The organism is Haloechinothrix halophila YIM 93223 (assembly GCF_000504245.1).
GTDB lineage: Bacteria > Actinomycetota > Actinomycetes > Mycobacteriales > Pseudonocardiaceae > Haloechinothrix_A > Haloechinothrix_A halophila.
On sequence record NZ_KI632509.1, the window covers coordinates 4,785,563 to 4,807,849 of the forward strand.

18 protein-coding genes, 1 tRNA gene and 1 pseudogene are annotated in these 22,287 nt (G+C 66.8%); 2 read left to right on the plus strand and 18 right to left on the minus strand.

All coding sequences use genetic code 11. The features are described from left to right. Positions 1–30 precede the first annotated feature (30 nt). Entirely contained in the window at positions 31–456 is a 426-nt protein-coding gene (locus AMYHA_RS28045; protein ID WP_034274076.1) for a hypothetical protein, read from the plus strand. Positions 457–579: 123 nt separating this feature from the next. Here the strand turns inward: AMYHA_RS28045 and AMYHA_RS21790 are convergent, their stop codons facing one another. Continuing rightward, positions 580–801, minus strand: coding sequence for a DUF3618 domain-containing protein (locus AMYHA_RS21790; protein WP_034278317.1), 222 nt, complete (start codon positions 799–801; stop codon positions 580–582). Positions 802–954: 153 nt separating this feature from the next. Here AMYHA_RS21790 and AMYHA_RS21795 point away from each other — a divergent pair. Further along, positions 955–1,031, plus strand: a tRNA-Leu gene (locus AMYHA_RS21795). Positions 1,032–1,206: 175 nt separating this feature from the next. On the opposite strand, the pseudogene AMYHA_RS28450 reads toward AMYHA_RS21795, so the two are convergent. The 17 genes and pseudogenes from AMYHA_RS28450 to AMYHA_RS21870 all read right to left on the minus strand — a co-directional run. Then, positions 1,207–1,374 (minus strand): annotated as a pseudogene (locus AMYHA_RS28450) (GntR family transcriptional regulator); the annotation flags it as partial. Positions 1,375–1,434: 60 nt separating this feature from the next. Beyond that, complete coding sequence (locus tag AMYHA_RS27205; protein WP_157362300.1) at positions 1,435–1,587, minus strand: hypothetical protein; 153 nt, start codon at positions 1,585–1,587, stop codon at positions 1,435–1,437. Between the two features lie 19 nt (positions 1,588–1,606). Next, the gene (locus AMYHA_RS21800) at positions 1,607–2,629 is read right to left on the minus strand and encodes a C45 family autoproteolytic acyltransferase/hydolase (RefSeq protein WP_034274078.1); all 1,023 of its coding nucleotides are present in this window, start codon (positions 2,627–2,629) and stop codon (positions 1,607–1,609) included. Next, positions 2,626–3,243: a GNAT family N-acetyltransferase gene (locus tag AMYHA_RS21805; RefSeq protein WP_034274080.1), complete on the minus strand. Its 618-nt coding sequence runs from the start codon at positions 3,241–3,243 to the stop codon at positions 2,626–2,628. The genes AMYHA_RS21800 and AMYHA_RS21805 overlap by 4 nt, the downstream gene beginning before the upstream one ends. Continuing rightward, positions 3,240–3,512 (minus strand): hypothetical protein, encoded by a 273-nt coding sequence (locus AMYHA_RS21810; protein ID WP_034274083.1) that lies wholly within the window; start codon positions 3,510–3,512, stop codon positions 3,240–3,242. Before AMYHA_RS21810 ends, AMYHA_RS21805 begins: the two co-directional genes overlap by 4 nt. Continuing rightward, entirely contained in the window at positions 3,496–5,013 is a 1,518-nt protein-coding gene (locus tag AMYHA_RS21815) for an AMP-binding protein (RefSeq protein ID WP_034274086.1), read from the minus strand. Before AMYHA_RS21815 ends, AMYHA_RS21810 begins: the two co-directional genes overlap by 17 nt. Positions 5,014–5,021: 8 nt before the next feature. Next, complete coding sequence (locus AMYHA_RS21820; RefSeq protein ID WP_034274089.1) at positions 5,022–8,291, minus strand: non-ribosomal peptide synthetase; 3,270 nt, start codon at positions 8,289–8,291, stop codon at positions 5,022–5,024. After that, the gene (locus AMYHA_RS21825; protein ID WP_034274092.1) at positions 8,288–10,537 is read right to left on the minus strand and encodes a class I tRNA ligase family protein; all 2,250 of its coding nucleotides are present in this window, start codon (positions 10,535–10,537) and stop codon (positions 8,288–8,290) included. The genes AMYHA_RS21820 and AMYHA_RS21825 overlap by 4 nt, the downstream gene beginning before the upstream one ends. A 4-nt stretch (positions 10,538–10,541) precedes the next feature. After that, on the minus strand, positions 10,542–11,627 hold the full coding sequence (locus AMYHA_RS21830) for an NAD(P)/FAD-dependent oxidoreductase (RefSeq protein ID WP_051400168.1): 1,086 nt from the start codon (positions 11,625–11,627) through the stop codon (positions 10,542–10,544). A 2-nt stretch (positions 11,628–11,629) separates the two neighbouring features. Beyond that, complete coding sequence (locus AMYHA_RS21835) at positions 11,630–13,018, minus strand: lysine N(6)-hydroxylase/L-ornithine N(5)-oxygenase family protein (protein WP_084037430.1); 1,389 nt, start codon at positions 13,016–13,018, stop codon at positions 11,630–11,632. Continuing rightward, positions 12,987–14,240, minus strand: a complete 1,254-nt coding sequence (locus AMYHA_RS21840; protein WP_034274098.1) for an MFS transporter — start codon at positions 14,238–14,240, stop codon at positions 12,987–12,989. The genes AMYHA_RS21835 and AMYHA_RS21840 overlap by 32 nt, the downstream gene beginning before the upstream one ends. A gap of 9 nt (positions 14,241–14,249) precedes the next feature. Next, positions 14,250–15,560: an ATP-grasp domain-containing protein gene (locus AMYHA_RS21845; RefSeq protein ID WP_034274101.1), complete on the minus strand. Its 1,311-nt coding sequence runs from the start codon at positions 15,558–15,560 to the stop codon at positions 14,250–14,252. Continuing rightward, positions 15,544–16,722 (minus strand): saccharopine dehydrogenase C-terminal domain-containing protein, encoded by a 1,179-nt coding sequence (locus AMYHA_RS21850; RefSeq protein WP_051400170.1) that lies wholly within the window; start codon positions 16,720–16,722, stop codon positions 15,544–15,546. The genes AMYHA_RS21845 and AMYHA_RS21850 overlap by 17 nt, the downstream gene beginning before the upstream one ends. Further along, on the minus strand, positions 16,715–17,749 hold the full coding sequence (locus tag AMYHA_RS21855; protein ID WP_034274104.1) for a Rossmann-fold NAD(P)-binding domain-containing protein: 1,035 nt from the start codon (positions 17,747–17,749) through the stop codon (positions 16,715–16,717). The genes AMYHA_RS21850 and AMYHA_RS21855 overlap by 8 nt, the downstream gene beginning before the upstream one ends. Next, positions 17,749–18,867 carry a cytochrome P450 gene (locus tag AMYHA_RS21860; protein ID WP_034274106.1) on the minus strand — a complete coding sequence of 373 codons (1,119 nt, stop codon included), beginning with the start codon at positions 18,865–18,867 and terminating at the stop codon, positions 17,749–17,751. The genes AMYHA_RS21855 and AMYHA_RS21860 overlap by 1 nt, the downstream gene beginning before the upstream one ends. Positions 18,868–18,913: 46 nt before the next feature. Then, positions 18,914–20,065, minus strand: coding sequence for an acyl-CoA dehydrogenase family protein (locus AMYHA_RS21865; protein WP_034274109.1), 1,152 nt, complete (start codon positions 20,063–20,065; stop codon positions 18,914–18,916). A 12-nt stretch (positions 20,066–20,077) separates the two neighbouring features. After that, a complete protein-coding gene (locus tag AMYHA_RS21870) occupies positions 20,078–22,276 on the minus strand; it encodes an iron-containing redox enzyme family protein (RefSeq protein WP_051400171.1) in 2,199 nt (732 codons plus the stop codon). Positions 22,277–22,287 lie beyond the last annotated feature (11 nt).

A 22,287-nucleotide genomic window follows, 5' to 3' on the forward strand; every position in this document is an offset into this window, starting at 1 on the left:
CGCGGTGATCGACGTCCATGAGCGAGAGGGATGAACACGGTGGATCCGATTACGGCAACCTACGTCCACGACGACGCCGACTGGACGATCACGGTATCCGGTCTCGGTAAGGAACTCACCGACCGCGCACCCGGCATCATCGCGGCACGCGATCGCGCGGACCAACTGGTTGAGAAGGTTGCCCCGGAGCACGGCGGCAGGACGGTGGTGCACCTGCTCAACGGCAGCGCGCTCGACTTCACCGCCGCCTACATCGAGGCACGGCTGACGACGTCAGGCGCGCAGTCTGGAGCCGCACAAGCGTCGGGCACTCCGTCGGCGCGCAAGGCCGCGACGGCGAGCACCGATGCCGCCAGCACGAACTCGGAGGCAACGGCCGACAGCGCGGACGCAGAGACTGCGGCCACCAGCGAGCAGAAGGAACCGGCGGTCGCCACCGCGGCCACCGGGAGCTGACGCGGACTGACCCGGACCCCGGGCTCCTCGGCCGCGCCGGGACTTTCGGGGCGCGTGATGTTGATCAACAAGAGGGCCAGCGCCTAGGCATACGGCATCCAGCTCGGCGCGCGGCCGGAGACGTCAGCGCAGGAGCTTGCGCAACAGCAACAGCACGATCAGCACGACGACGGCGATGACAGGGTACTTCACCTTCGGCTCCTCGAACGTGCTCTTCGCGGTGGTCTTGGCGTCGTCGGCGAGCCGCCTCGGGTTCACCCGCGTGCTGAGCTGGTCGATGTTCGACGCCAGCGCGTCCCGGTGCTTCTCGATGTCACGCTTGATGGCTTCCTGATCGCGAACCACGAATCCTCCTCCGTTCCTGGCGGGGTGACCGGCCAACGCTGCTGCCGCCAGGCCATAACGGTAGATCACGACACGCGACCACACCGCACAGGCCACGCCGTGCAGGGCCACACGGTCACGCCACGGACACAACGGTTAAGCTCGTGACGATCAGGATCCGTAGCCCAATTGGCAGAGGCACACGGTTTAGGTCCGTGCCAGTGTGGGTTCGAGTCCCACCGGATCCACCACGGCGGTCGCTGCGTCCAGCGCGGCGGCAGTTCGTCTCAGCGGGTTGGTTGCCGGTGTGGGGAAACCAGGCGGGGGATGGCGTGAACGTAGACGTCGAGCCGGAACACCCGAGCCCGAGTCCGGCCATCACGATGAGGAACGCGGCGTAGAGCGGGACGACGGTGACGACCTGGCTCAGCTCGTGGCTGATCTTGGGGATCTGGCCGGCCCGCGATCGAGTGCTGACTCAATCCACGTGCCGTTGCCCTGCCGCCTCCCGACCATCGATGTGGCCTTCAGCCGTCGGTATGCCCCCACCACGGTGTTGCGTCCCACGGCGAGGGCCGCAGCGAGATCGCGTTCGGGCGGGAGCCGTCACCCAGCGGAGAGCTCACCTCGACGGATGGCAGCCGCCGGTGTGCGTCATGCCCGTCGCGGTAGCGCCCAGGCTCTGTCGTCGACGACCAACACCTCGCCGGGCTGGGCCCGCTCGATGGCATCGAGAAAGACATCGACGCCATCGACATGCTTCACCGGCAGGGCCGCGCCGACTACGACCTCGGAGCAGCCAGGCATCGACGGTGCGTCGTCCGGCTCAGCCGAGGTGCCACGAGTGTCCTGCCGACATGGCCGGGTTTCCCGGCCACAGCAGGAGCTCTCCCTGATCGGGACGCATGAGCACCGCCGCCACCGTGCGCTCGCGGCGGATGTCGCCCGTATCGGGAACGCACAGGGGTGGCTGGGAGAGCAGGCGGTAATGCGCGCCCGCGTCGGTGGGGTCCGGGATACCGTGCGCATGGACCGCCTCGAGTCGCCGTACCGACGAGTTGCGCGCGAACACGTTGAGCTCATCGCGTTCGGCGAACTCGGGATGCAGGAAATGGTTCGTGTGGACCAGCTCGGGACCCCGCAGCACCCGATGTGCGCCGTCGATGATCTCAACACAGGCCACCTGCTGCCGGTCGCAGAGCATGATCGCCCGTGAACTCGCCAGCGGTAGCTCGCGGAGCACCTCAAGGGCGTGATCCACGCTGTCACTCACGTCGAGAACGTGGCGGATCGCCAGGTAGGGAGGCACGCCCGCCCGCCAGGTACCGCCGAGGACGAGATTCAACCCGACGCCGACGCCCCCCTCGTTGACCCCCAGATAGCCAAGCAGTCCTCCGAAGCTCAGCACCAGCGACCGGTACCGGGGCCCTGAGACGGAAAGGACAGCGACATAGTCATCCAGGTTGCCGTTCAGGTCGACGGTCTGCGCCAGCACCGGACCGTCGCGCGTCGCGGCATACGTGGTGCAGTCACCCGCTGTCACGCGGCTGTAGCCGAGGATCTCGCGGCGCAGTTGTAACAGCCATGCCTCGTCGAAGGAAATCGCGGCACCGGCCGCCAGGCCACGCACCTCTGCCGCCACATCCGGCAGCGCCTCGGCAGCGACGGCACGGTGCGCGGCGATATCCTCGCGAAGCTCATCCAATGAGACAGCGCGATCGCGCAACTGGCCGATACGTGCCAGCGAGTCGTCGAGAAACGCGCGAAGGCGCCCCGACAGCGCCCGGCCGTGTTGGAGTCCGCGAGCATAGGCGGAGCCGGACAGCGTGAGGTGCGTCACCTCACTCATGGCACCGCGACCGATGCCGTGACGCGCCGCCGAAGCCGCTCTTTGGTCGCTGGCCATTCACCGGCAAGGATCGCGTAGTATACGGCGTCCCTTCGCCTTCCATCGGGCATGTAGTTGTAGCTGCGCAGCATGCCTTCCTCGCGGGCTCCGATGTTGCGCAGACCCGCGCGTGCCTGACGGTTGAAGGCGTCGGTCTTGAACTCCACGCGCTCGGCATCCATGCGTTCGAACGCATGCTCCAGCAGGAGATACTTCGTCCACCCGTTGACACCGCGCCCCTGGAATCGGCGTCCGAGCCACGACCAGCCGATCTCCAACCTCCGCTCGCTCTCGGCCATGTTGCCGTAGCTGGAGCTCCCGGCGAACCGACCAGTCAGCTTGTCATAGATCGTATACACCGCACGGGTTCCTGCTCGCTGATCCGTCAGCATGGCGTCGAACATCGAGTCGAATGCCTCGTCGCTGTCGCCCCGGCCGACGAAATAGGTCCAGATGCACGCGTCCCGCGCGAGGACGCGCAACGGTTCCCGCGCAGCCTCGCTCACTGGCTCCAGCCGGACATGGTCGTTCTCGAGAACGGCAGACGCCGTATCGCGCCACGCACTCGCGCTCATCGGACCTCCCCTTGCTCGGTGACGTGCGGGCGAAGCGCCGCCACGACATCGCTCAACGTGCGCATACCGGCGAGGTCGTCCTCGGAGAAATGGGTCAGGCTGACACTCGCTTCCTTACACAGCGATGTCAGGAAGAGAACCTTGTTGAGCGAGGTGAGGCCGTAGGAACCCACCAGATCCTCCGCCGCGTCCAGCGACGCTGGATCGGGCCGGTCACGCAGCACGTGCGAAAGCTGCTCGCGGGCGAGCGTATCAAGGTTGTCGTGCACGGATACCCTCCTTCGGGTCGTGGAGCGCGTCTTCGTACCGCTCCCGAATGCGTTGCCGGATCGGTTTGAACTGCGATGTGAGCAGGCCGTTGCCTGTCGTGAACGGTTCGGAGGCCACGATCACGCGGGCGACGCGCTCGTCCTTTTCGGACTCCGAGTTGACGCTGTCAAGCGCGGAAGCGATCGCCGGCGCGTCGGTACCTTCCGAATGGGGCGAGACGACCGCGACAAGTTCCGTTTGCTTGGGACAGAAGATCACGCACTCCGCAACGGCTCCGGTATGGCGGAACCGTTCCTCGATCGGGCGAGCGAGGACGTTCTTCCCGTTCTCGAGGACGATGACGTCGTCGGACCTGCCGTGGATGTAGAGGTAACCGTCGCTGTCGAGGTGCCCACGATCACCGGTACGGACCACACCGTCCGGCAGGAAGATCTTGTCACTCGCGCCGGATTCCGCGTAGGTGTAAGCCACATTGACCGGGTAATCGCTGCGGACACACACGACACCATCGTCGTCGATGATGATCTCCTTGCCCGGCATCGCCTTGCCCACGCTTCCCTGCCGGTGCGCTCGCGGGTGGTTCTTGGTCGCGATGCAGGTTTCGTTCAGCCCGTAGCCCTCGTACATGGGCAACCCCGCATCATTGAAGAACCGCAAGGTGGCGGGATCGGCGGGCGCCGAGCCCGTCCACAAGTAACGGATTCTGTCGCCCATGAGCTCGGTAGCCGCCACGCTCGCGTCCGTGCCCGCGCGCACCTGGCTCTCGAGATATCGCCTCGCGGCATCGAAGAACCCGGGGACCCCCATGACAACCGTCGGCCGGACGGCAGACATCACCGCGAACGCGGACTGGTAGGTGGTGATGGTGACGTCATGTCCCCAGCGCAGCGCCGAGTAGATCCAATAGCGCTGCTGAAGCAGTGCCAGCGGGAGGAACACCAGGAGGTTGTCCCCTCGGTCATGCTGGAAGATCTCCTGCACCGCATTCAGCGAGGAGTCGATGCTCCCGACCGTCGCCTCCAGTCCTTTCGGGACACCGGTTGAGCCTGACGTGAACTTCACCGTCGTCGTCTCATCGGGCCGGTAGTGAACGGGCTCCAGCGACGCCGCCGTGTCGGCGAAGTCACCGACGTCCGATAGCGGGCGTATCCTCGGGTCACGCTCGTCGGATGGCACCTTGTCCGCGTACAGGACGGTGAGATCGTAGCGATCCAGCAGGTCCGCCGCTGGTGCGAACTTGTCCGGCTCGAACCCTGCCGTCTGTACTTTGAGGAGCAGCCCCGCGAGATCGAGCAACGCCCATTCCAGGCTGTTACCCGCGAGGATTCCGACCCGATCCCCCGGCCGGATTCCCTGGTCGCGTAACCCGTTGGCGACCGATCGCGCCTGCTGGTAGATCGTCGCCAGCGGTACGGTTCGCGTCCCGCCTATTCCGGCAACGGTCAGCTCGCCCTCGTGCCGGGGAACGTCGGCGACGATGTGGTTGATGACCGACTCCATTACCCGTATCACTCCCCCGCTGTCACGGCGACGATGTGATTGGCCATCGCCCGCACCGTGTTGAGCCCGTAGATCGCATCGACAGGCAGCGCCACCCCGTAGCGGCCCCGCACCGCCGTCAGGATGCGCGCCGCGGTGAGCGAGTCCCCGCCGAGAGCGGTGAAGTCCGCGTCGACGTCGACGTCGATGCCGCGCAGCGCCGTCGACCAGATCTCGGCGACCTCCGCTTCCAACGCGGGGTCGGTGGCCGTCGAAGGCTCGCCGCTCGCGGTGTCGAGCGGGAACTCGGCTAGCGCCTTGCGATCGACCTTCCGGTTGCGGTTCAGCGGCAACGCCTCGTGCCAGACGGCGTGTGCCGGGAGCATGTACTCCGGAAGGTCGGTACGAAGCGCCGCGCGCAGCTCGTCGAGTGACGGCACGCGGTCGGCATCGCGCGCCACGAGATGCGCCACGAGCACCGTCCCGCTGGCCCCCTCACGAGCGACAACGGCGGCCTCGGCAACGGAGTCCGTTGCCACAAGGCGGGTCTCGATCTCACCCGTCTCGATCCGATAGCCATTGACCTTGATCTGGAAGTCGATCCGGCCCAGGATGTCGATCGTCCCGTCGGGGAGGTACCGCCCCAGGTCGCCGGTGCGGTACAGCCGCTCGCCGGTGTCCTTGTCGTGGATGTAGCGCTCCGCGGTCAGCTCGGGTGCGTTCCAGTATCCCGGCGTGACGCCGGTACCGGCCGCGAGGATCTCCCCAGGAACCCAGTCGGGACAATCACGCCCGTCACCGTCGCGGATGTAGGCGCGATTGTTCCCGTTGGGACGTCCATAAGGCACGGGCTCGTCCTCGGGGTGATCCGGTGGGATCGAGTAGCGCACGTTCCAGATCGTGGTCTCCGTCGGCCCTCCCAACGACTCAACGCGCAAGTTCGGTCGTTGCCGGTACAAAGCGCTGGGAAGATCGGGAGGGATCCGGTCGCCGCTCATCATCACGAGGCGAAGCGAAGGCGGCAGCGGCCGTTCCTGGTCGAGCAGCATGCGAACGATCGCGGGGACGGAGTTCCACACCGTCACCCCGGCATCGGTGGCGAGCTCGCTCCAGTGCTCCGGGTCCGCCGCGCGGTCGGCGTCGGGTAGCACCAGTGCGGCACCGGCGCTGAGGGAACCGAAGACGTCCCACACCGACAGGTCGAAGGTAAACGCGCTGATGGCGAAGAATCTGTCGGCCGGTTCGATGCCGAATCGTCCGGCACAGTCCTCGACCACGTTGGTCACGTTCTCGTGAGTGACAGCCACACCCTTGGGATCCCCGGTACTGCCCGAGGTGTAGAGGATGTAGGCCAGCTCGTCCGGTGTCGCGTCCACCGGGCGTGCCGGTGTCTCTCCCGGAGGGGGCTCGGCAAGGTCGAGTGCTGGTATGCCGTAGTCGATGTCAGCCGCGTTCGTGACGACCAGCCGGGCGCCGCCGTCGCGGAGGTAGTAGCCCTGGCGGGCAGCCGGAAGGTCGGGATCGATCGGGATGTAGGCCGCTCCCGCGAACAGCGTGCCGAGGATACCCGCGATCTGGTCGGGACCGCGCCGCAGCACGAGCCCGACCCGGTCACCGCGCTCGATCCCGTGCTCGCGCAGCCAGGAGGCGATGCCTCCCGCCCTGCGATACAGGTCGCCGTAGCCCACCCGCTCCCGCGACGTGATGACGGCGGGCGCGTCCGGATCGTGCGTCGCGTGATGTGCGAAGGCGTCGGTGAGCATGGCCGGATGCCGGTCGGCCGCGGTGTCGTTGGCCGCGCGGCGCCGCTCGCGTTGCTCGGCGGGAAGCAGGTCGAAGCCGTACTCCGACCATGCGGGCTCGTCGCACAACCGGTGCAGCAGCGTCTCAAGGGCTCCGGCCAGAGCGTCGAGCATACCCGAGGGATAGAGCGCCTCGACCGCGTCGAGCCGGACGACGAGCTCGCCGTGTTGCTGGAGGACGAACACGTCAAGGTACACCTGTGGTGTCTGCGATACCGTGAACACCTCCGGCCCGAACCGTTCCAGCGTCGAGCCGTCGACGCCGTCGAGCGCGTCCAGCGTGCTATTGAACGTGTACGGCATCGCGGTGTGCTGGCCGACGCCGTGCTGCCGTGCCAGGTCACGCATGACGTCGATGCCGGAGTAGTGCCGGTGATCGAGATCCGTCCGCAGTTGTTCCTGCAGCGCGCGGGCACGCTCACCGAACGTGCGCGACCGGTCGAGGTTCACCGCGAGCAGCAACGGATCGGAGAACTGGCCAATCGCCCGGAACGCCTCGGGATGGACGGGCTGTCGCTGCGCGACGGTGGTGTTGACGGTGAACCGGGGCCCGGCTCCCCACAGCGACAGGACCTCCGCCCACGCGGTCAGCACGCCGACCGACCTGCTGACACCGGCGGCCGTGACGCGCTGCTGGAACCGGCTCCAGGCATCGGCCTTGAGCCGCACGTGTCGCGGCACCACGCGGGTCCCGTCCAACGCGCCGGGATCCTTCGCCAGCGGCAGTTGCGGTGCGGGAAGGAGGTCGTGCAGCCGAGAAAGCCAGTAGTCGCGGGAGCGCTGGTACGCCGGTGTGTCACGCAGCGCGGCCATCGCGTTGACGTGGACACGGAAGTCCATACCTTCGCCACCGTCTGCGGCGCCACCGGCGCTGTAGTACCGGTGCCACTCGGCGAAGAGCAGGAACATACTGATCCCGTCGACGGCCATCCCGTCGTGGTTGACGTGCAGCACCATCTCGTCATCGGCGAGCACCGTGACTTCCGCATCGAGCAGCGGCCCCGCCGGTGGAAGCGTGAGATGGGACCGGCGCTCCCGCGTCACCAGCCGCTTTCGCTGCCGCTCGGGAGGATCGAGTTCCCGGAGATCGGTTACGGTCAACCGTGGGTAGGTCCCGGTCACGGCTTGCCGCTCCGCGTCGAGGACACACAACCGGAGCGCGGGGTGCGCGGCTGCGGTGGTCTCGAGCGCGCGCTGCAATGCCGCCAGGTCCCATACCCCTTCGATCTCATGGTAGACCTGGTTGGACACGTCGCCGATGTCGAACAGACCCGATCTGCCCACGAAGTAGCCACGCTGTAGCGGCGTGAGCCCGAAGCTGTCCTCGGCAGCGGCCAGGTGCTCGAGCAGTTCCGGCTTGCCTGCCTGCAACCGGTCGACCAGCTCCGGTGTCATCGCCTCCCTGCGGCCCTCGATCCTCAGGTTTCCGTCGACGACGGAGATGGCGAGACCGGAGTTCTCCAGGTCGGCCAGAATAGCGGCGGGTGTATCGGTCATGCTGCCTCCCCGGCAACAGTGGCGAGCACCGTGGCATCGACCCGCTCGACGAGCCGGGACGCCACGGTTGTCAGCGGCACGTCCGCGACAAGGACATCCAGCGGCACATCAGCCTTCAGCTCGGTCAGCAGGTAGTACTGCAGCGTCGTCACCGCCAGCGAGCTCATCCCGAGCGCTGGCATGGATTTATGGATGATGTCGCCGTCGGCAGGCTGCTGTGTCAGTTTCGCGACCTTGTCGCGGAGCCAGTCAAGCAACAACGGAGAGGGATGCGCTGCGGTGAAGAAATCCGTCGCTGCCAGCGTGCACGCGCTGCCCGGTTCCACGAGCGCGACGGTGTCCGGCCAGGCGTCGAGCTGGGCGAGCCCCAGCGCGTCGATGAGCCGACCGGAGAAGCGCGGCATCAGCGGTGCTGACACGCTGCCGAGCAGCCGCGCCGCCGCCAGTTCCAGAGCGACGGCCGTGCGTGCCTCCGAATCCCATTCCGGGAGGTCACGCAGCGGGGACTGCTGGCGGGAGAACGCGCGTGCGTCGGCGACGATCGCGTCGAGCACGGCCCCCGCGTGCCGCAACGAGAACGCCTCCGGGTTGAGTGCTGTGGTGATCTCGTCGAGGTGCAGGGACAGGCGAGCGAGAAACGCCGTGTGTTCCGCCGTCCAGGTTCCGGCGTCGGGAGCGCTGCCGTCGTAGTCGCGGCGCACGCGCTCGCCAACGTCGTGCAGCCACCGCTGCCACTGTCCCACCAGCGTCTCGGCGACAGCGTGCTCGAAGTCGGCGCGACGGAAGTCGGTGCGCTCGTCCTCCGGCCTGGTGCTGCTCAGATAGTAGCGAACAGCGTCGACGCTGTCGGGGGTGAGGATCTCCTTACCCCACACGACATGCTGGCGGCTTGTGGAGAACTTCTCCCCTTCGAGGAGGTAGAACTCGTTGAGGTGGTAGTCGATGTCGGGTTTCCACTCCGGAAACGCCAGCCGGTAGAGCGCGGGGTAGAGGATGGCGTGGTAGAAGCTGTTGTCGTAGCCGAAGAAGTGGACGATCTTCCAGTCGGCTTCCGGCTCGTCCCACGACCAGCTCTCACCCACTGTCTCGGCCAGCCGCTCGATGCCGTACAGGAAGCCGTAGCTCATCTCCGGCCACACCCAGATAACCTGGCCGGAAAGCTCGTCCTGCTCCGGTTCGACACCCCACGTGGCCGGATGGGACAGCGGAAGGTCGAGCGCGTCCCTTCCGAACACGCGGCGAGCCAGTTCGCGGAGCCGCACTGGGACCCGTCCTGACCGATAGTGCTCGGCGATGGCGTCGGCGAACTCGTGCAGCGGCAGCATGTAGCGATCCATGTCGACGACACGCGGCTCGGACTCGCTGTACCGAGAGCGTGGCGTCACCAGATCGGTCACGACGTTGGGCTCGCCGCACTCCTCGCAGATGTTGCCGCCGGTAGGTCCGGAGCATCCCGGGCAGTCACCGCTGACAGCGACCTCGTAGAGGTACTGGCCGTCGTCACCGTCCACAAGGGCCGGTCCGGCTGCCGGACGCACCCACCCCGAAGCGATCAGCCGCGAGAAGAAGCGCCGGAGCCCCTGCTCGTACTCCTCGTCGGTACTGGTGACCGTGAACTGGTCCACCTCGATGTCCATCGCCTCGAGCGTGGCGGCGATCTCCCGCCCGTAGTGTCGCGCCGTTTCGGCGGGTGTGCTGCCGTCACGCGCGGCGGCGGCTTGCACATAGCTCTGGAAGTCGTCGCTCCCGGTCACATGCCAGGCCCTGTTGCCGAGCAGGCGCTGGTACCGGACATAGACATCGGCACCGAGGTAGGGCCCCGACAGGTGCCCCAGGTGCAAGTCCCCGTTCGGCGTGGGCGGGGTGGAGAAGACGAACTGCGGACGTCCGGAGGCGTGCGGCCGGGTCCGTGAGACCGCCGAGAGCCGCGCGCGCTCGGTGTCACGCCAGTATTGCGTGAAGAACACGAGATCCTCGTCCCCGGTATTGGTAATGATGTGGGACTCGAACGGCTCGAACAACGCCACCGTGCCCGCACCAGCGCGACACGTACGACCGTCGACGGTCAGTTCCCCCGTCCCGGCGACGATCACGAACATCTCAGTCTCATCGTGCTGATGGCTGGTCGAGCTCACCCCGGGCCGAACACGGCCCCATCCCGCACCGACCTCGAGCCCCTCGACAGGGGACATGTCGATGCCGAACGCACTGGATAGGTCTGCTTCGTCGTAGTGGTTCAGAATCACGGCTTCACCTCTCGCTGTTGTTACGGGCACCGACCGGCGTCGCGGTAGTGGGAGTGGCACCGAGCGCGGCAACGACCTCGGTGGCGATGGCGGGGGCCAGCCGGTACCCGGAGCCTCCTGCGGCGGAAGCAACGACCAGTCCGGGCGACAGTTCGGCTACCACCGGCGCACCAGCGGCGCTGTAGGCGTCGCAGAACACGCGGCCCGAACGGCAACGGTCCGCCAGCCACGGCGAGTAATGCCCGAGAACGGCGCGTGCTGTCGTGAGATCGCCGGGTGCGAGCCCTGTCACGACCGAATCGGGATCGACGTCCCACTCATCGCAGGTATAGCTGAAGAGCAGGTGCCCGCGATGGTGTACAGGTAGCAGGAAGGCGTCCTCGCCGTGAAAGATCGTCAACTCCTCGTCGGGACGGGGAGTCACGTCGACGTGAACCGAAACGATCTTCTTGATCCGGATACCCAACGTCGCTGTCAGTTCCGTCCACGGCGGACGGTTCACCCACGGCCCTTGAGTCAGGACCACCTGGCGTGCGCGCAGCTCAGCACCGTGGCTGAGCGTCAAGCGGTAGCCGTCTCCGTCACCGTCGATGGCGACGACGGCGCTGCCCTCCCAGACGGTGGTACTTCCACGCAGTGCGGTCAGCAGGCGTCGAGCCACGGAAGGCACGTCGGCATAGTGACACCCCCGTACCGACCACGCCCTCGTTCCCGACGGGCGACTCCAGCCCCGCACATCCACCTGATCGAGCGGGAGTGGCCGGAGTTCGGCGAGCTCCAGATAGGACTCCTCGACCACATCGGCGCTCGCATCCGGTGCCACTACGGCGCAGGCGATGTCGCGCACCGGCAACTCGCACTCGGCAATGTGCCGTTGCCAGTAATGATGGCTGAACTCACTCATGGACCTGACCCGCTCGTTCCCGCCACGTGGAAAGTGGACTCCCGCCGAACGGCTACTTGCTCCCTGCCCGATCAGGTCCCGTTCGAACACGGTGATGCGCGCGCCGGGCAGCGCCGACACCAGCTCGCGACTGACGACCGCGCCGATGATCCCTCCCCCGACGACGGCGATGTCGGTCTCGTTCACGGCTATTCACGCCCGCCCTTCACTGACCAGTCGATGAACGACACCGCCGGTTCGCTCCCTGGATCGCCCCGCAGCCGGTTCGCGATACGTTGCGCCCGCCAGGCGTTGAGGCTCAGGTTGACGTCGGGTAAGCCTCGCTGTGCGCGCACGGCGTTCTGCACAAAGATGTTGCGGTCCACCGGCCCGTCCCAGGCGACCGCGAAATCCTCGTCGACGCGGAACTCACCGTTCTCGGTCTCGATCCGCCCAAGCAGCGGCTCGAGGAATGTCTTCGGCGCGGGCTGGTAGCCCGTCGCCCACACCACAGCGTCGACGACGGCTCGCTGCGTCTGGTCCCGTTCGTCGTTGTGCGTCAGCGAGAGCTCCCAGGAGCCATCGGGGAGCTGATCGACGCTCGAGACCGCGCGGTTCGGAAGCAGCGTGCAGCGACGCGCGTCCTGCTCGATGAACTGGACCCGGTACAGCTCCTGATAAATCGCCCTGAGCGTCGACTCGGAGATCCCGTCCGACGTCAGCACGTGCTGGGAGTTGATCTCGCTGCGCGCGGCCTCCGGCAGCCGGAAGAAGTAGTCGGAATAATCCGGCATGAAGAAGTCATTGGTGAACGTGGAGTCGTCCAGCGGGAAGTAGTTGCGTCGCCGGGAGATCCACTGCACTTCGGCAGGGCGTTCCGGCTCGAGTTTCGACAGCAGATCCAGAACCACCTCGGCACCCGACTGGCCGCCGCCGACGACGGCGACGCGTTTGCCTGCCAGGTCCGCAGCCCGCTGCCCGTACTCGCTGACGTGGAACTGGTCCTTTCCCAGGTGCCGGTACGCGAACTCGGGTACCCACCGGACAGTGCCCACCCCTACGGCAATGTTGTCCGCTGTGACCTGCCTGCGATCAGTAACCACACGGAAGACGTCGTCGAATTCGACGCGCTCGACTGTCTCGGAGAACACGATGTTGGGATTTTTCCCGGTAGCCCATTCCAAGTAGTTGCGAAACTCGCTCCGAGGTATCTCAGTGAACTGGGCGTTCAGAAAATGGTATATGCGCCCGTGCTCGTGGAGGTAAGACAGGAACGAGAACCGATTCGTCGGATCGGACAGACTCACCAGGTCCTTGAATATGGAGACCTGGAGTGTCGCCCCGGCGATGAGCTGGTCATCATGCCAAGTGAAACTATTCTTACGATCGAAGAACACATTCGGAACCGTCGGGTCCTCGTACAGCAGTGACGCCAAACTCAAGTTGGCTGGGCCTGCGCCAATACCGATAAGGCGGTAGTGCTCCGGCCGTCTCCCGTCCTCGGGGCTCTTTCTCGCGTGTTGTTCACGTCCCACGTCAAGTCCTTCCTGTGGCAGAGCGAGCGGGTCATCGCTCGTCGAAGTCGACCACTGCGGCATCACAACGAATTGCTCTTTCCGGATTCACGCAGTTCCACACGATGACCGCCGCCAGCAACGAGCCTGCGGCCATCACCGGCCACGCCCACGTGCCCATGTGCAGGTACAGCCATCCCCCCACGAGTGGCCCGACGGCGATGCCCGAGCTGAACATGAAGTGAAAGCTGCCGAGATAGTGCGACTTGAGTCGCTGCGGTCCCGCGTTAGCGGGATGGGCGAAGAACGTCGGCCCGGATACGATCTCACCGAGCGACCAGATCAGTGTCCCGATGATGAGGGCGGCGGGTCCAATGGGAAGCCCGTAGGCGGCGACCCCGGCGCCGACCAGCGCGAACCCGCCTGCCAGCACCAACCGGGACGACTGCCGCTGCGTCACCTTCGTGACGACCATCTCGAAGGCGATGACGATGACCCCGTTCATCGACACCGCGAGGGTGTACCAGAGCAGCGCCATGCCGACGTCCTCGACGTACAGCGGCAGTGTGGTCACGTACTGCACGAACACGGCCGAGTGCAGCAGCGTGGCCACCAGATACGCCACGAACTTGCGGTCGCCGAGCACCGCGAGGTACCCCTGCTTGCCTTGGTCAGTCTGCTCTTCGGGGGTCGAGGGCAGGGCCGCCTTCGCCGGGAGCGTCGCTGCCGCGAGCGCGGCGTAGATCGCGGCGATCAGCGCCTCGCCCCAGAATACGTACACGAAGCTCTCGCCACCGAGGTGGTAGAGCCCGTAGCCGACCATCGGAGCTCCCGTAGCACCGATGTTCAGCCCTAGGCGATACATCGCGAAGATCATCACCTGGCGCTCGTCCGAGGTGAGCGACGAGAGCAGCATGGTGGAAGCGGGGCGGAAGAGCTGCACGCACGCACTGGCCCCGGCGACGACCACAAGCACGAGCGCATAGCTTGGTAGGTACAGGAGCGCGGCGGTCAGCACGGCGGTCGAGGCCATGCTGGCGACGGTGGCCGCCTTCGGCCCCAGCCAGGCAGTAGCTGTACCTCCACCGAGAGCGCCCGCGACCGCACCAGCACCGTATACCCCGACGGCGATGACCGCCTGCTCTGACGAATATCCCTCGGCGGTGAGGAAGAGGACGATGAAGATCTGCAGGAACCCGGAGAGCCGGTTGACGGTCACACCGAGCAAGATGACCTTCGCGCTAAGGGGACTGTCGCGAAAGGTCTCCCCGATCTTCGGGGCTGTGGACGACGGAGCTGCGGTCACGGAGATCTCCTAGGAAACAACGATGTCGAGCGCGGACAGAACCTCGGCATGCAGCGTGTCGAGCTGCTCGACGGTGGGGGCGTCGATGAAGAACGTGACCGCGCGGTCGTCGGACGAGCGCAGTGGTTCCAGGCGAGTCCCCTTCTCCTTCTGCACGAAGACAGCCCGAAGCGCAGGGGGATCCTCCGGGTTCCCCGGAGGCAGGTAGGGCCACAGCCCGCCTTCGCCGAGCCAGTCGGGCTCGACACCGGACCAGTCGAGCTGTACGTCCTCCAGAACGCCAAGGGGATGTTCCACGTAAACTTGCCGAGCGACCCGATGCGGCTGCGGGTAGCTGGCCGGTTCTCCGAGCGCGACCCGCACGATCTGCGGCTCGAGCGGTTGGCCGGTCGCCAGCTCGTAGAGGACGAGCAGCCCGTCGCCAGGGGTACGCGCCGCGATCTCCATCAGCCACGGTCGGCGCGAATCGTCCACCCGCCATTCGGAGTGGGTGATCCCGTCCTCGAAACGCAACCGGCGCAGCACATCGGCGTCGGCGTCACGCAGCACCCTTGTGATCTCGTTCGTGGCGCCGACAGTGTGGGACAGCTCCACGAAGGTACGGCTGTGCGTATCCGTTGTGGCTTTGGTGGTCACCGAGGAGAAGACCGGGCGGCCGTGTTGTGTCAGCGTCTCGACCGAATACTCCGGTCCGCTCACACAGTGCTCGACAAGCAGCGTCTCGTGGTCCGGGTAACCGGCCAGTTCCGTCTTCATCACCTCGGGATCGGTGGCTACCACCACGCCGGAGGACGAATGCCGCGTCGCGGGTTTGACCACCGAGGGATACGTGAGCTGTGCGGGGTCGATGGCATCCCGTTCCTCAGGCGGGATGACTAGCGACTCGGGACTCATCTCGTCCAGGTACAGCCGTTGCAGGTACTTGCTCCGGCACACGCGGGTGGCGCGCAGGCCGGGAAACGGCGCGTCGAACGCGTCGGCCACCACACCGGACGGCTCCACCAAGGTCTCACCAACCGCGTAGATCCCCTCGATGTGGTACTGCCTGCGCCAGCGCATCACGGTTGCCATGACGTCAGGCATGAACGATGCCTCTCTGTCGAGGGAACCGTTCACGTAACCGATGTCGTCGATGAGCGCAGCGGGTCCCTCGCCCTTGGCGCGGAAGGCATCCGCCTGCGCTCGGAACTTCTCGGGCGTGATGATCAGCACGCGCAACCCCCGCTCGACCAGCTCGCTGAGGTAACGCGGATTACGGCAGATCACCCAGAACGCGCCGGTGAGGATGAATGCTCGTGGCCGGTCAGTCATCGCGGACATCACGCCTTCCCTTTTCGCTTGAGTGATAGGTCATCGGCAGGTCGTGGCCTGCCAGACTGGTGAGCCATTCGTTCGCCTCGCTTGGATCAGCTGTCGCGCGGTGCAGCCCCGGTTGCCATCGCGACTTCACGACCGAGCGCAGGCCACTGGCCAGCGAACTCGACACACAGCGCGCCATCGCCGTATCCGTGTGGTCACCGGCCACGTCGAGCGTGTAGCAGCCTTCCCATCGCACGTCGGCGTGCTCGACTTCGAGCGTGACGGCGAGTACGACCCGGTCTCGGTCCTCCGGCGTTGTCGGATACCGCTCGGCGAGATCTTCCGCGAGCGCCACGATCCGGTCGTCCGCTCCGGAAGCGACGACGTCGAATACCGGCCCCCATGCGCGCTTCCATCCGCTCGGACGGAGTGTGCCGCGAACGAACGTTTCCACTGTCCATTCCGGAGGAAGTCCGTACTGGCTCGTGAAACCGATGCTGTCCCGGTTAGGATAGACCTCGAAGGCTTCCCCGCCGACCGTGTAGGTCTCGGTGGCTTCCCACGGCCGCTCGGCGACCCTGACCTGACCGCCGTGGATATACCTCGCCGGGGTGGTCAGCGCCCGCAGCACACCGACCGGTGCCCAGCTGAACTGGTACCGGAACTCCCCCGGATGCGCGGGAATGCCGCCACAATACGAGGTCAACGCGACCCGATCGGCCGTGTCCCCTACCTGCTCACGTGCCTGGGTGACCAGGACATGAGCCATGAGATGGTCGATTCCCGGGTCGAGGCCTGCTTCGGTGAGCACGACGGTTCCCACCTCGCGCGCCCGCTGTGACAGCTCGGCCACCTCGGGTGCGGTGTAACTGGTGCAGGCGAAGTGCGCACGGTTGTCGAGTGCCGTCCGCAGCAACTCGGTGTGGTGCGCGACAGGGAGCATCGACACGACGACGTCGCCAGGCCCAATCGAGTCGGCCAGATCATCGCGGTCGAGACCGCGCACCGACACGGACGCGCTCACATCGAGCATCTCGAGGCGTCGCCTGGCTCGTTCGCGGGTACGGCCCCACAGCACGACGTCGGTGTCCTCGGCGAGCGCCGTCAATCCACTGTGGCCTGTCGACATTCCGGTGCCGACCCAGTGGACGGTGCCGCTCGGCTCGATCCATCGCTCAGTCATGGCGAATCATCTCCTTGGTGTCCAGAGCGGCCAGGAAGGCATCGCGACAGCGCTGCCAGCAGGTGCCGTCGGGAAGTTGTTCGAGGAGCGGGGCAAGCTGGCCGGAGAAGTCAGCGCTTGCCTCACGAGGAAGTAATGACGGGAGGTTGTCGATCGCGATGACCGACAGGCCGTCGGTGACCGTACGAACCGGCTCATCCCAGGTCGTGAGCTGGTCGTAGACAGGGAGTAGGTGATTCGGGGAACCGACGTCGCAGGTGACGTCGACAATCAGCGCGAGCCGCCGGTTCAGCCGCAGGTGCTGCGGGGCGAGCAGGACGTCGCTTGGGCCGCTCCCGCCGACGGTGTTGATGAGAATGTCATGGTCCTGTATCGCGTCGCGATCGAGCCGGGCGGTCTCCCGAACGTCCCACAGCGTCGGCCGGATCCCCGCCTGAGCCAGCGCTTCCCTGGCTCCCCGACCGCATCGGCCGAGCCCGCCGATCACCAGCACCCTTGGCGTGGTCGGGAACCCGGCGATACTGGCATCGAGCTCGCCACGGCTTGTCGGCTCCAGCGGCAGGGGCAGGCGGCCGTTCCACTGCAACACCGCGAGCGCTGCGGCCACATATCCGGCCCACCTGCCGAACGCCGCGAGCCGCTTGCCCTCCCCGTCCGTCACGTATTCGAGGTCGAGAAGCTCACCCCGACCGGCAAGGAACCGGTCGAGTAGCCGGTCGGTGCCCCGCTGCCCCCGGAAGGCATGCGCGAAATACAGATGACGCCCGCTGAGCGGTTCGGGCTCGTCGGGAAGCGCCTTCACCCCGAGAATGTAGGTATCGGGCGGCGCGTCAACCCAGCTCCCGGTCTCCGCCGTACAGGCTCCCGACGCTTCGAAGTCCTCGACCGGGTAGCAGCGCGCGGCCGAATCCTCGACAGTGACGCTCGCGCCCTGGTCGACGAGCGCGGCCACATCGCTCGGGGCAAGCGGCGTACGACGCTCGCCGGTGTACGTCTCGGCTCGAAGCCACAGGTCGAGGCCGTTCATCACCGTTCCTCTCTGCCGAACACGGGGATGCGCGCGTTGGGCGAGGGCATGTACCGCACGGGCCCATGAAGGTCACCGGGGGACCAGCCAGCCTCATCGAGCACGGACAGGATCTCCGCCGCGATCCCGATCGCCAGCGCACGGCCCGGGCATTCGTGCGCGCCAGCACTGAAGGTGAACGTGACGGGATCGGACCGGTCGGGCCGGAATTCGTCCGGGTCCTCGTTGACCATCGGGTCGCGGTTGGCCGCCGCGAGCAGCACGAGGACGACCTGCCCCGCCCGCACGGTGTGCGGTCCGTAGCGGTAGGGCTCGGTGGCGAACCGGCGGGTGTTCTGGATCGGCGCATCGTGCCGGGCGACCTCGGCGACGAACGCGTGCGCGCTCGGGCCAAGATCGTACGTGGTTCGCGCGCGCAACGCGTTGCCCACGAGACCGGCTGTCGCGTCGTAGGTCTGGGAGAGGAATCCGATCCCGTTGGAGACCACCTCACTCTCCGTCGCGCCTGAGGCGCCGGTCGCCGCCATGAGGCTGGCGACGAGGCCGTCCCCCTTCGCTGCGGCCGTGGCGATCAACGGCCGCAGCTCATCGGCCGCCGCCGCTGCCGCCGCGCAGTCCTCAGCCGTCGCCGAGCCGGGAATGCACCGGACGAACTCCGCTGTCACCTCGGCAGCCCGCCCTACCTCGGCTGCGGGCACGCCGCACAGCGTGGCGACCGTGGCGGCGGGGACGCCGAACGCGAGCTCGCGGTAGTCGGGCCCGCGTCGCACCGCGTCCCTGGCGAGCTCACCGGCGACGCGCGCGACCTCGGTTGCCGTCACCCGCGAGAGCGTCGTGACGACCGCGTCCTTGAGTTCGTCTCGCGCCGCGTCGTCCCGCATCCGTATCAGGTCCTTGTAGACCGAGCCCGCCGCCGTGTCCCTGATCGGGCCGGGGACGCTGTTCCCCGGCGGCCGCACGGCGAGTTCCGGCGCGCGCAGCACATCGTGGACAGCGCGGGCGTCAGCCGCGACCCACATGTCGAGCGTCGGGTCGAACGCGAACGGCTGCTCCGCGGCGCGGCGCGCGTAGTAGGGATAGGGGTCGTCGAGTCGTAGGGCGTCGAGCGGTGTTGTCATCGAACCTCCCGGCAGTGGTCGCGTGGTTGGTGTGTCGCCTGACCTGTCACAACGACTCCGCGATCGTCATCGCAAGCAGTTCCGAGGACCCCTCGTAGATGCGAAGCGCGCGAACCTGCCGGTAGAGCCGCTCGATCGCCGTACCGGACACGACCCCTGCCGCGCCGAAGACCTGGACAGCGGCGTCGACGACCTGCCCCGCTGATTCGGTCGCGTACAGCTTGGCTACGGCGGAGTCCTTGGCGTACTCGCCGCCGGTGTCCAGCGCCAAGGCCGCACGCGCCGTCAGCAGCGCCGCGGCGGACAACCTGACATCCATCGACGTCAGGGACGATTTCACGAGCTGGAGATCGGCGAGCCGGCCGCCGAACGCTTCCCGGCCGCGTGCCCGGTCGAGCGCGAGCCGGTACGCACGCCTCCCGAAGCCGACCGCCGCTGCGGCCACGGTCATGCGGAACCGTTCCAGCATCTCGAGGGCAACGACGAACCCCTGGCCCCGCTCGCCAAGCAGGGCCCCGGTGCCGACGTGGCAGTCGGTGAACGTCAGCTCGGCCCACGAGCGGGGCGCGATGGCCTCGATGGCGCCGCGTGTCACGCCCGTCGCGTGCATGTCGACGAGGAACGCGGACAGCCCCAGCGGACCCGGCCCATCACCGGTACGAGCCAACACCACACACATGTCGGCGATGTCGCCGAGAGCGATCCACGTCTTGACACCGTTGAGCACGTACCCGTCATGGCTGGGCTCGGCACGCAGCGCGACAGCGCCCAAATCCGAGCCCGCCCCCTCCTCGGAGAGCGCCACCGCCGCCACCACGGAACCGTCCGACATCCCCGGCAGGTAACGGCCTCGCTGCTCGGCGGTTCCGTACCTGGCCACCGCGATCGCGGCCAGCTCCTGGATCGAATACGTCAGGTCGCTGAGGTCCTCGTGGTATGCCAGTGTCTGGCGACGCACGCAGACGGACCGCATGTCGGACGCCTCCCCGCCGCCGTCGAGGTGCGCCAACCATCCGGCGTCCCCGAGCTCGGCCATCAGGGCACGACAGCGCTCGGCGGGGTCGCGATCGCTGTCCCGTTCCCAGTCGGACATCCTGCTGCCGCACCAGTCTTCGAGCCGTTCGGCGAGGGCCCGATGCCCGTTGTCATAGAGCGGGAGGTTGAGGATCGCCGGGTCGTGGCTCACGCAAGTAGTCATCGTCCAGACACCTCAGATGATCATTTCGCTGGACAGCTGGCGCGTGCGGTTGAGCGACTTCACCAGATCGACCTCCAGGAAATAGGCGAATGACGCGTAGCCGCGCCACACGCGCCGCCACCGCCGCCGCACTTCCGCGTCCCCGCTGTGCCGGGCGATGTCGTCCAGGTGCACGGTGATGAGATCCACCGACTGGCGGGCATGCCCCGCCGAGAAGTTGTCGATGGTCAGGTGGGCTTCCTCGTAGACCGTGTCGAATCCCCATCGGCGTAGCTTCTGGATCTCGTGAAGCCGCATCTCACCGAGACCGAGCATTTCGATGCCCAGGTTGTATCCGACGATCTCGTCGTAGAAGGACTCCGGAAACAGCGCGAGACTCAGCTGATGGATGGGGAACGCGTAGATGTCAGGGAGTTCGGCCTGCTCCGTGAACTCCTCGCTCCTGATGTGCGGCAGGTGGATATCCATGCTGGCCAGCACCCGCCGGATCAGCGTGATGTGGTTCTTCGTGACATACCCACGCCCCATCTCGTCGGCGTAGATCCCCAGCAGCATCCCGTCGGCACGGTGATCGAAGCGGCCGACGCCGCCGATACGGTGAACCCACGCGCCGTCGATCAGGCTGCCGAACGCGGTGAGCTTCTGGCCGAAGATGACCTCGTCGCGATCGGGAATGGTGTCGAGCTTGCGGTACGGTTCGACGAGCTTGTCCCAGTAGATCCGTTCGGCTCGCTCCAGCAGCGCCTGCGGGCTGTACTCGAAGAACGAGGCATCGGTGTAGCGCCCATCGGCGCCGTGCTCGAACAGGATCTCGGCATCGCGCAGTCCTTGCTCAGCGCGCTGCTTCGCCAGCGGAAGCACGTGCGGGAAACGCTCGATGTTGACCAGCCGGTAGAACAGTTCCCGATCATCCAGCTCCGCTGCCTCCGCTGTGACGACACGGCCGGACCGCGCTTGGTCGGCGACTCGTTCCCGCCACCTCTGTGTCGCGCTGTCACCCGCGCGACAGGGCGAAATATCGACAGCGGGCTCGGCGCCGTCGTGGATCGACTGGATCCACTCGGCAAAGGTCGCCGCTTCGTGAGCGTCGAAGATCCCGAACATCGGGCCACCGAACTTGATGGCGTCCAGAAACCGGACCGAGCCGTCGGCGCGGCGCCGCACGAGGCGCGATGAGCGCAGGGCCGCGAGGAAGCCCTCGACATCGGCGGTGTCTGGATCGGCGAACCACTCGGTGAGCAGCCTCCCCCCGACCTTGATGTTCTTGTGCTGCTTACCGGCGAATGGGATGTGCCGCATCACGATGGCGGCGACTTTCGCGTCGAGCGACAATCCCTCTTGCCACGAAGCGAGGTCGTCGAGCATCGCGAGATACTCGTCCTCGAGCGCCACGACGGCTGATACCGCGTTCACCATCCGGGACCAGTCAGCTCTCCCGGATGGCGACTCGGCACACAACTCGGCGTACAGCTCGAGGACCGAGACCAGCTCGTCCTCGTCGATCGCCGGATTCCTGCCGAACATGGCGTCGTCGAGTCCCAGCAGGAAGTAGGCGCAGTGCACCCCGACGACCTCAGGGAGGTAGCTCGCGGGCATCCGGCACAGCGCCAGGTAGAACGCCGCGTGCACGGCGGTGAGCGGGCGTGCCTCCGACCGGGCGACGAAGTCCGACGCCCGCAGTCGCGGGAGATGGACCCCCGCCTCTTCCAGCGCCCGGCGTCGGGTCGCCTCGAGTGAGTTCGTGATGACACCGTCGCCCTTGAGCGCGAGGTGATGGGCACCGAGATGGTTGACGACGACCGCAGGCTCGGTCGCCGGCTGCGAGACCGTGTCCAGCCAGCATCCCGCGATCAGCGATAGCGGTGACCGCTGTCGCACGATCGACAGCCACGACTCGCTGTCACGCCAGCGTAGGACGCGTTGCCGCATCGCAGCGCGCCGCGTGCGAAGGTCCGTGACGATATCCGCGCCATCCACGGTGCTGCCCCGTGGTGCGGTGAGTACCGCATCGATGATGCTCACCGCGAGCGCACGGCTCGCCTGGGACTCGCCGTCGCCGAGCAACGTCTCCACCCACGTGCCGCTCTGGCTTCGCAGCAGCTCACCCGCTGCCTCGACAGCCGAAGCGTCGCAATGGACCGTGCCGCGTGGCAGTGATGTCGTGACATCGCGGTCGTGTCCCCGCTCCTGCCGGGCTGTAGGGAAGGTCATGTCTCCTCCGG

Bases quoted from the DNA above. Each gene is read 5' to 3' on its own strand.
- AMYHA_RS28045 (WP_034274076.1), top strand. From the start codon at position 31: ATGAACACGGTGGATCCGATTACGGCAACCTACGTCCACGACGACGCC.
- AMYHA_RS27205 (WP_157362300.1), bottom strand. From the start codon at position 1,587: ATGCCTGGCTGCTCCGAGGTCGTAGTCGGCGCGGCCCTGCCGGTGAAG.
- AMYHA_RS21800 (WP_034274078.1), bottom strand. From the start codon at position 2,629: ATGAGTGAGGTGACGCACCTCACGCTGTCCGGCTCCGCCTATGCTCGC.
- AMYHA_RS21805 (WP_034274080.1), bottom strand. From the start codon at position 3,243: ATGAGCGCGAGTGCGTGGCGCGATACGGCGTCTGCCGTTCTCGAGAAC.
- AMYHA_RS21815 (WP_034274086.1), bottom strand. From the start codon at position 5,013: ATGGAGTCGGTCATCAACCACATCGTCGCCGACGTTCCCCGGCACGAG.
- AMYHA_RS21820 (WP_034274089.1), bottom strand. From the start codon at position 8,291: ATGACCGATACACCCGCCGCTATTCTGGCCGACCTGGAGAACTCCGGT.
- AMYHA_RS21835 (WP_084037430.1), bottom strand. From the start codon at position 13,018: ATGCCGCAGTGGTCGACTTCGACGAGCGATGACCCGCTCGCTCTGCCA.
- AMYHA_RS21845 (WP_034274101.1), bottom strand. From the start codon at position 15,560: ATGTCCGCGATGACTGACCGGCCACGAGCATTCATCCTCACCGGCGCG.
- AMYHA_RS21850 (WP_051400170.1), bottom strand. From the start codon at position 16,722: ATGACTGAGCGATGGATCGAGCCGAGCGGCACCGTCCACTGGGTCGGC.
- AMYHA_RS21855 (WP_034274104.1), bottom strand. From the start codon at position 17,749: ATGAACGGCCTCGACCTGTGGCTTCGAGCCGAGACGTACACCGGCGAG.
- AMYHA_RS21860 (WP_034274106.1), bottom strand. From the start codon at position 18,867: ATGACAACACCGCTCGACGCCCTACGACTCGACGACCCCTATCCCTAC.
- AMYHA_RS21865 (WP_034274109.1), bottom strand. From the start codon at position 20,065: ATGACTACTTGCGTGAGCCACGACCCGGCGATCCTCAACCTCCCGCTC.
- AMYHA_RS21870 (WP_051400171.1), bottom strand. From the start codon at position 22,276: ATGACCTTCCCTACAGCCCGGCAGGAGCGGGGACACGACCGCGATGTC.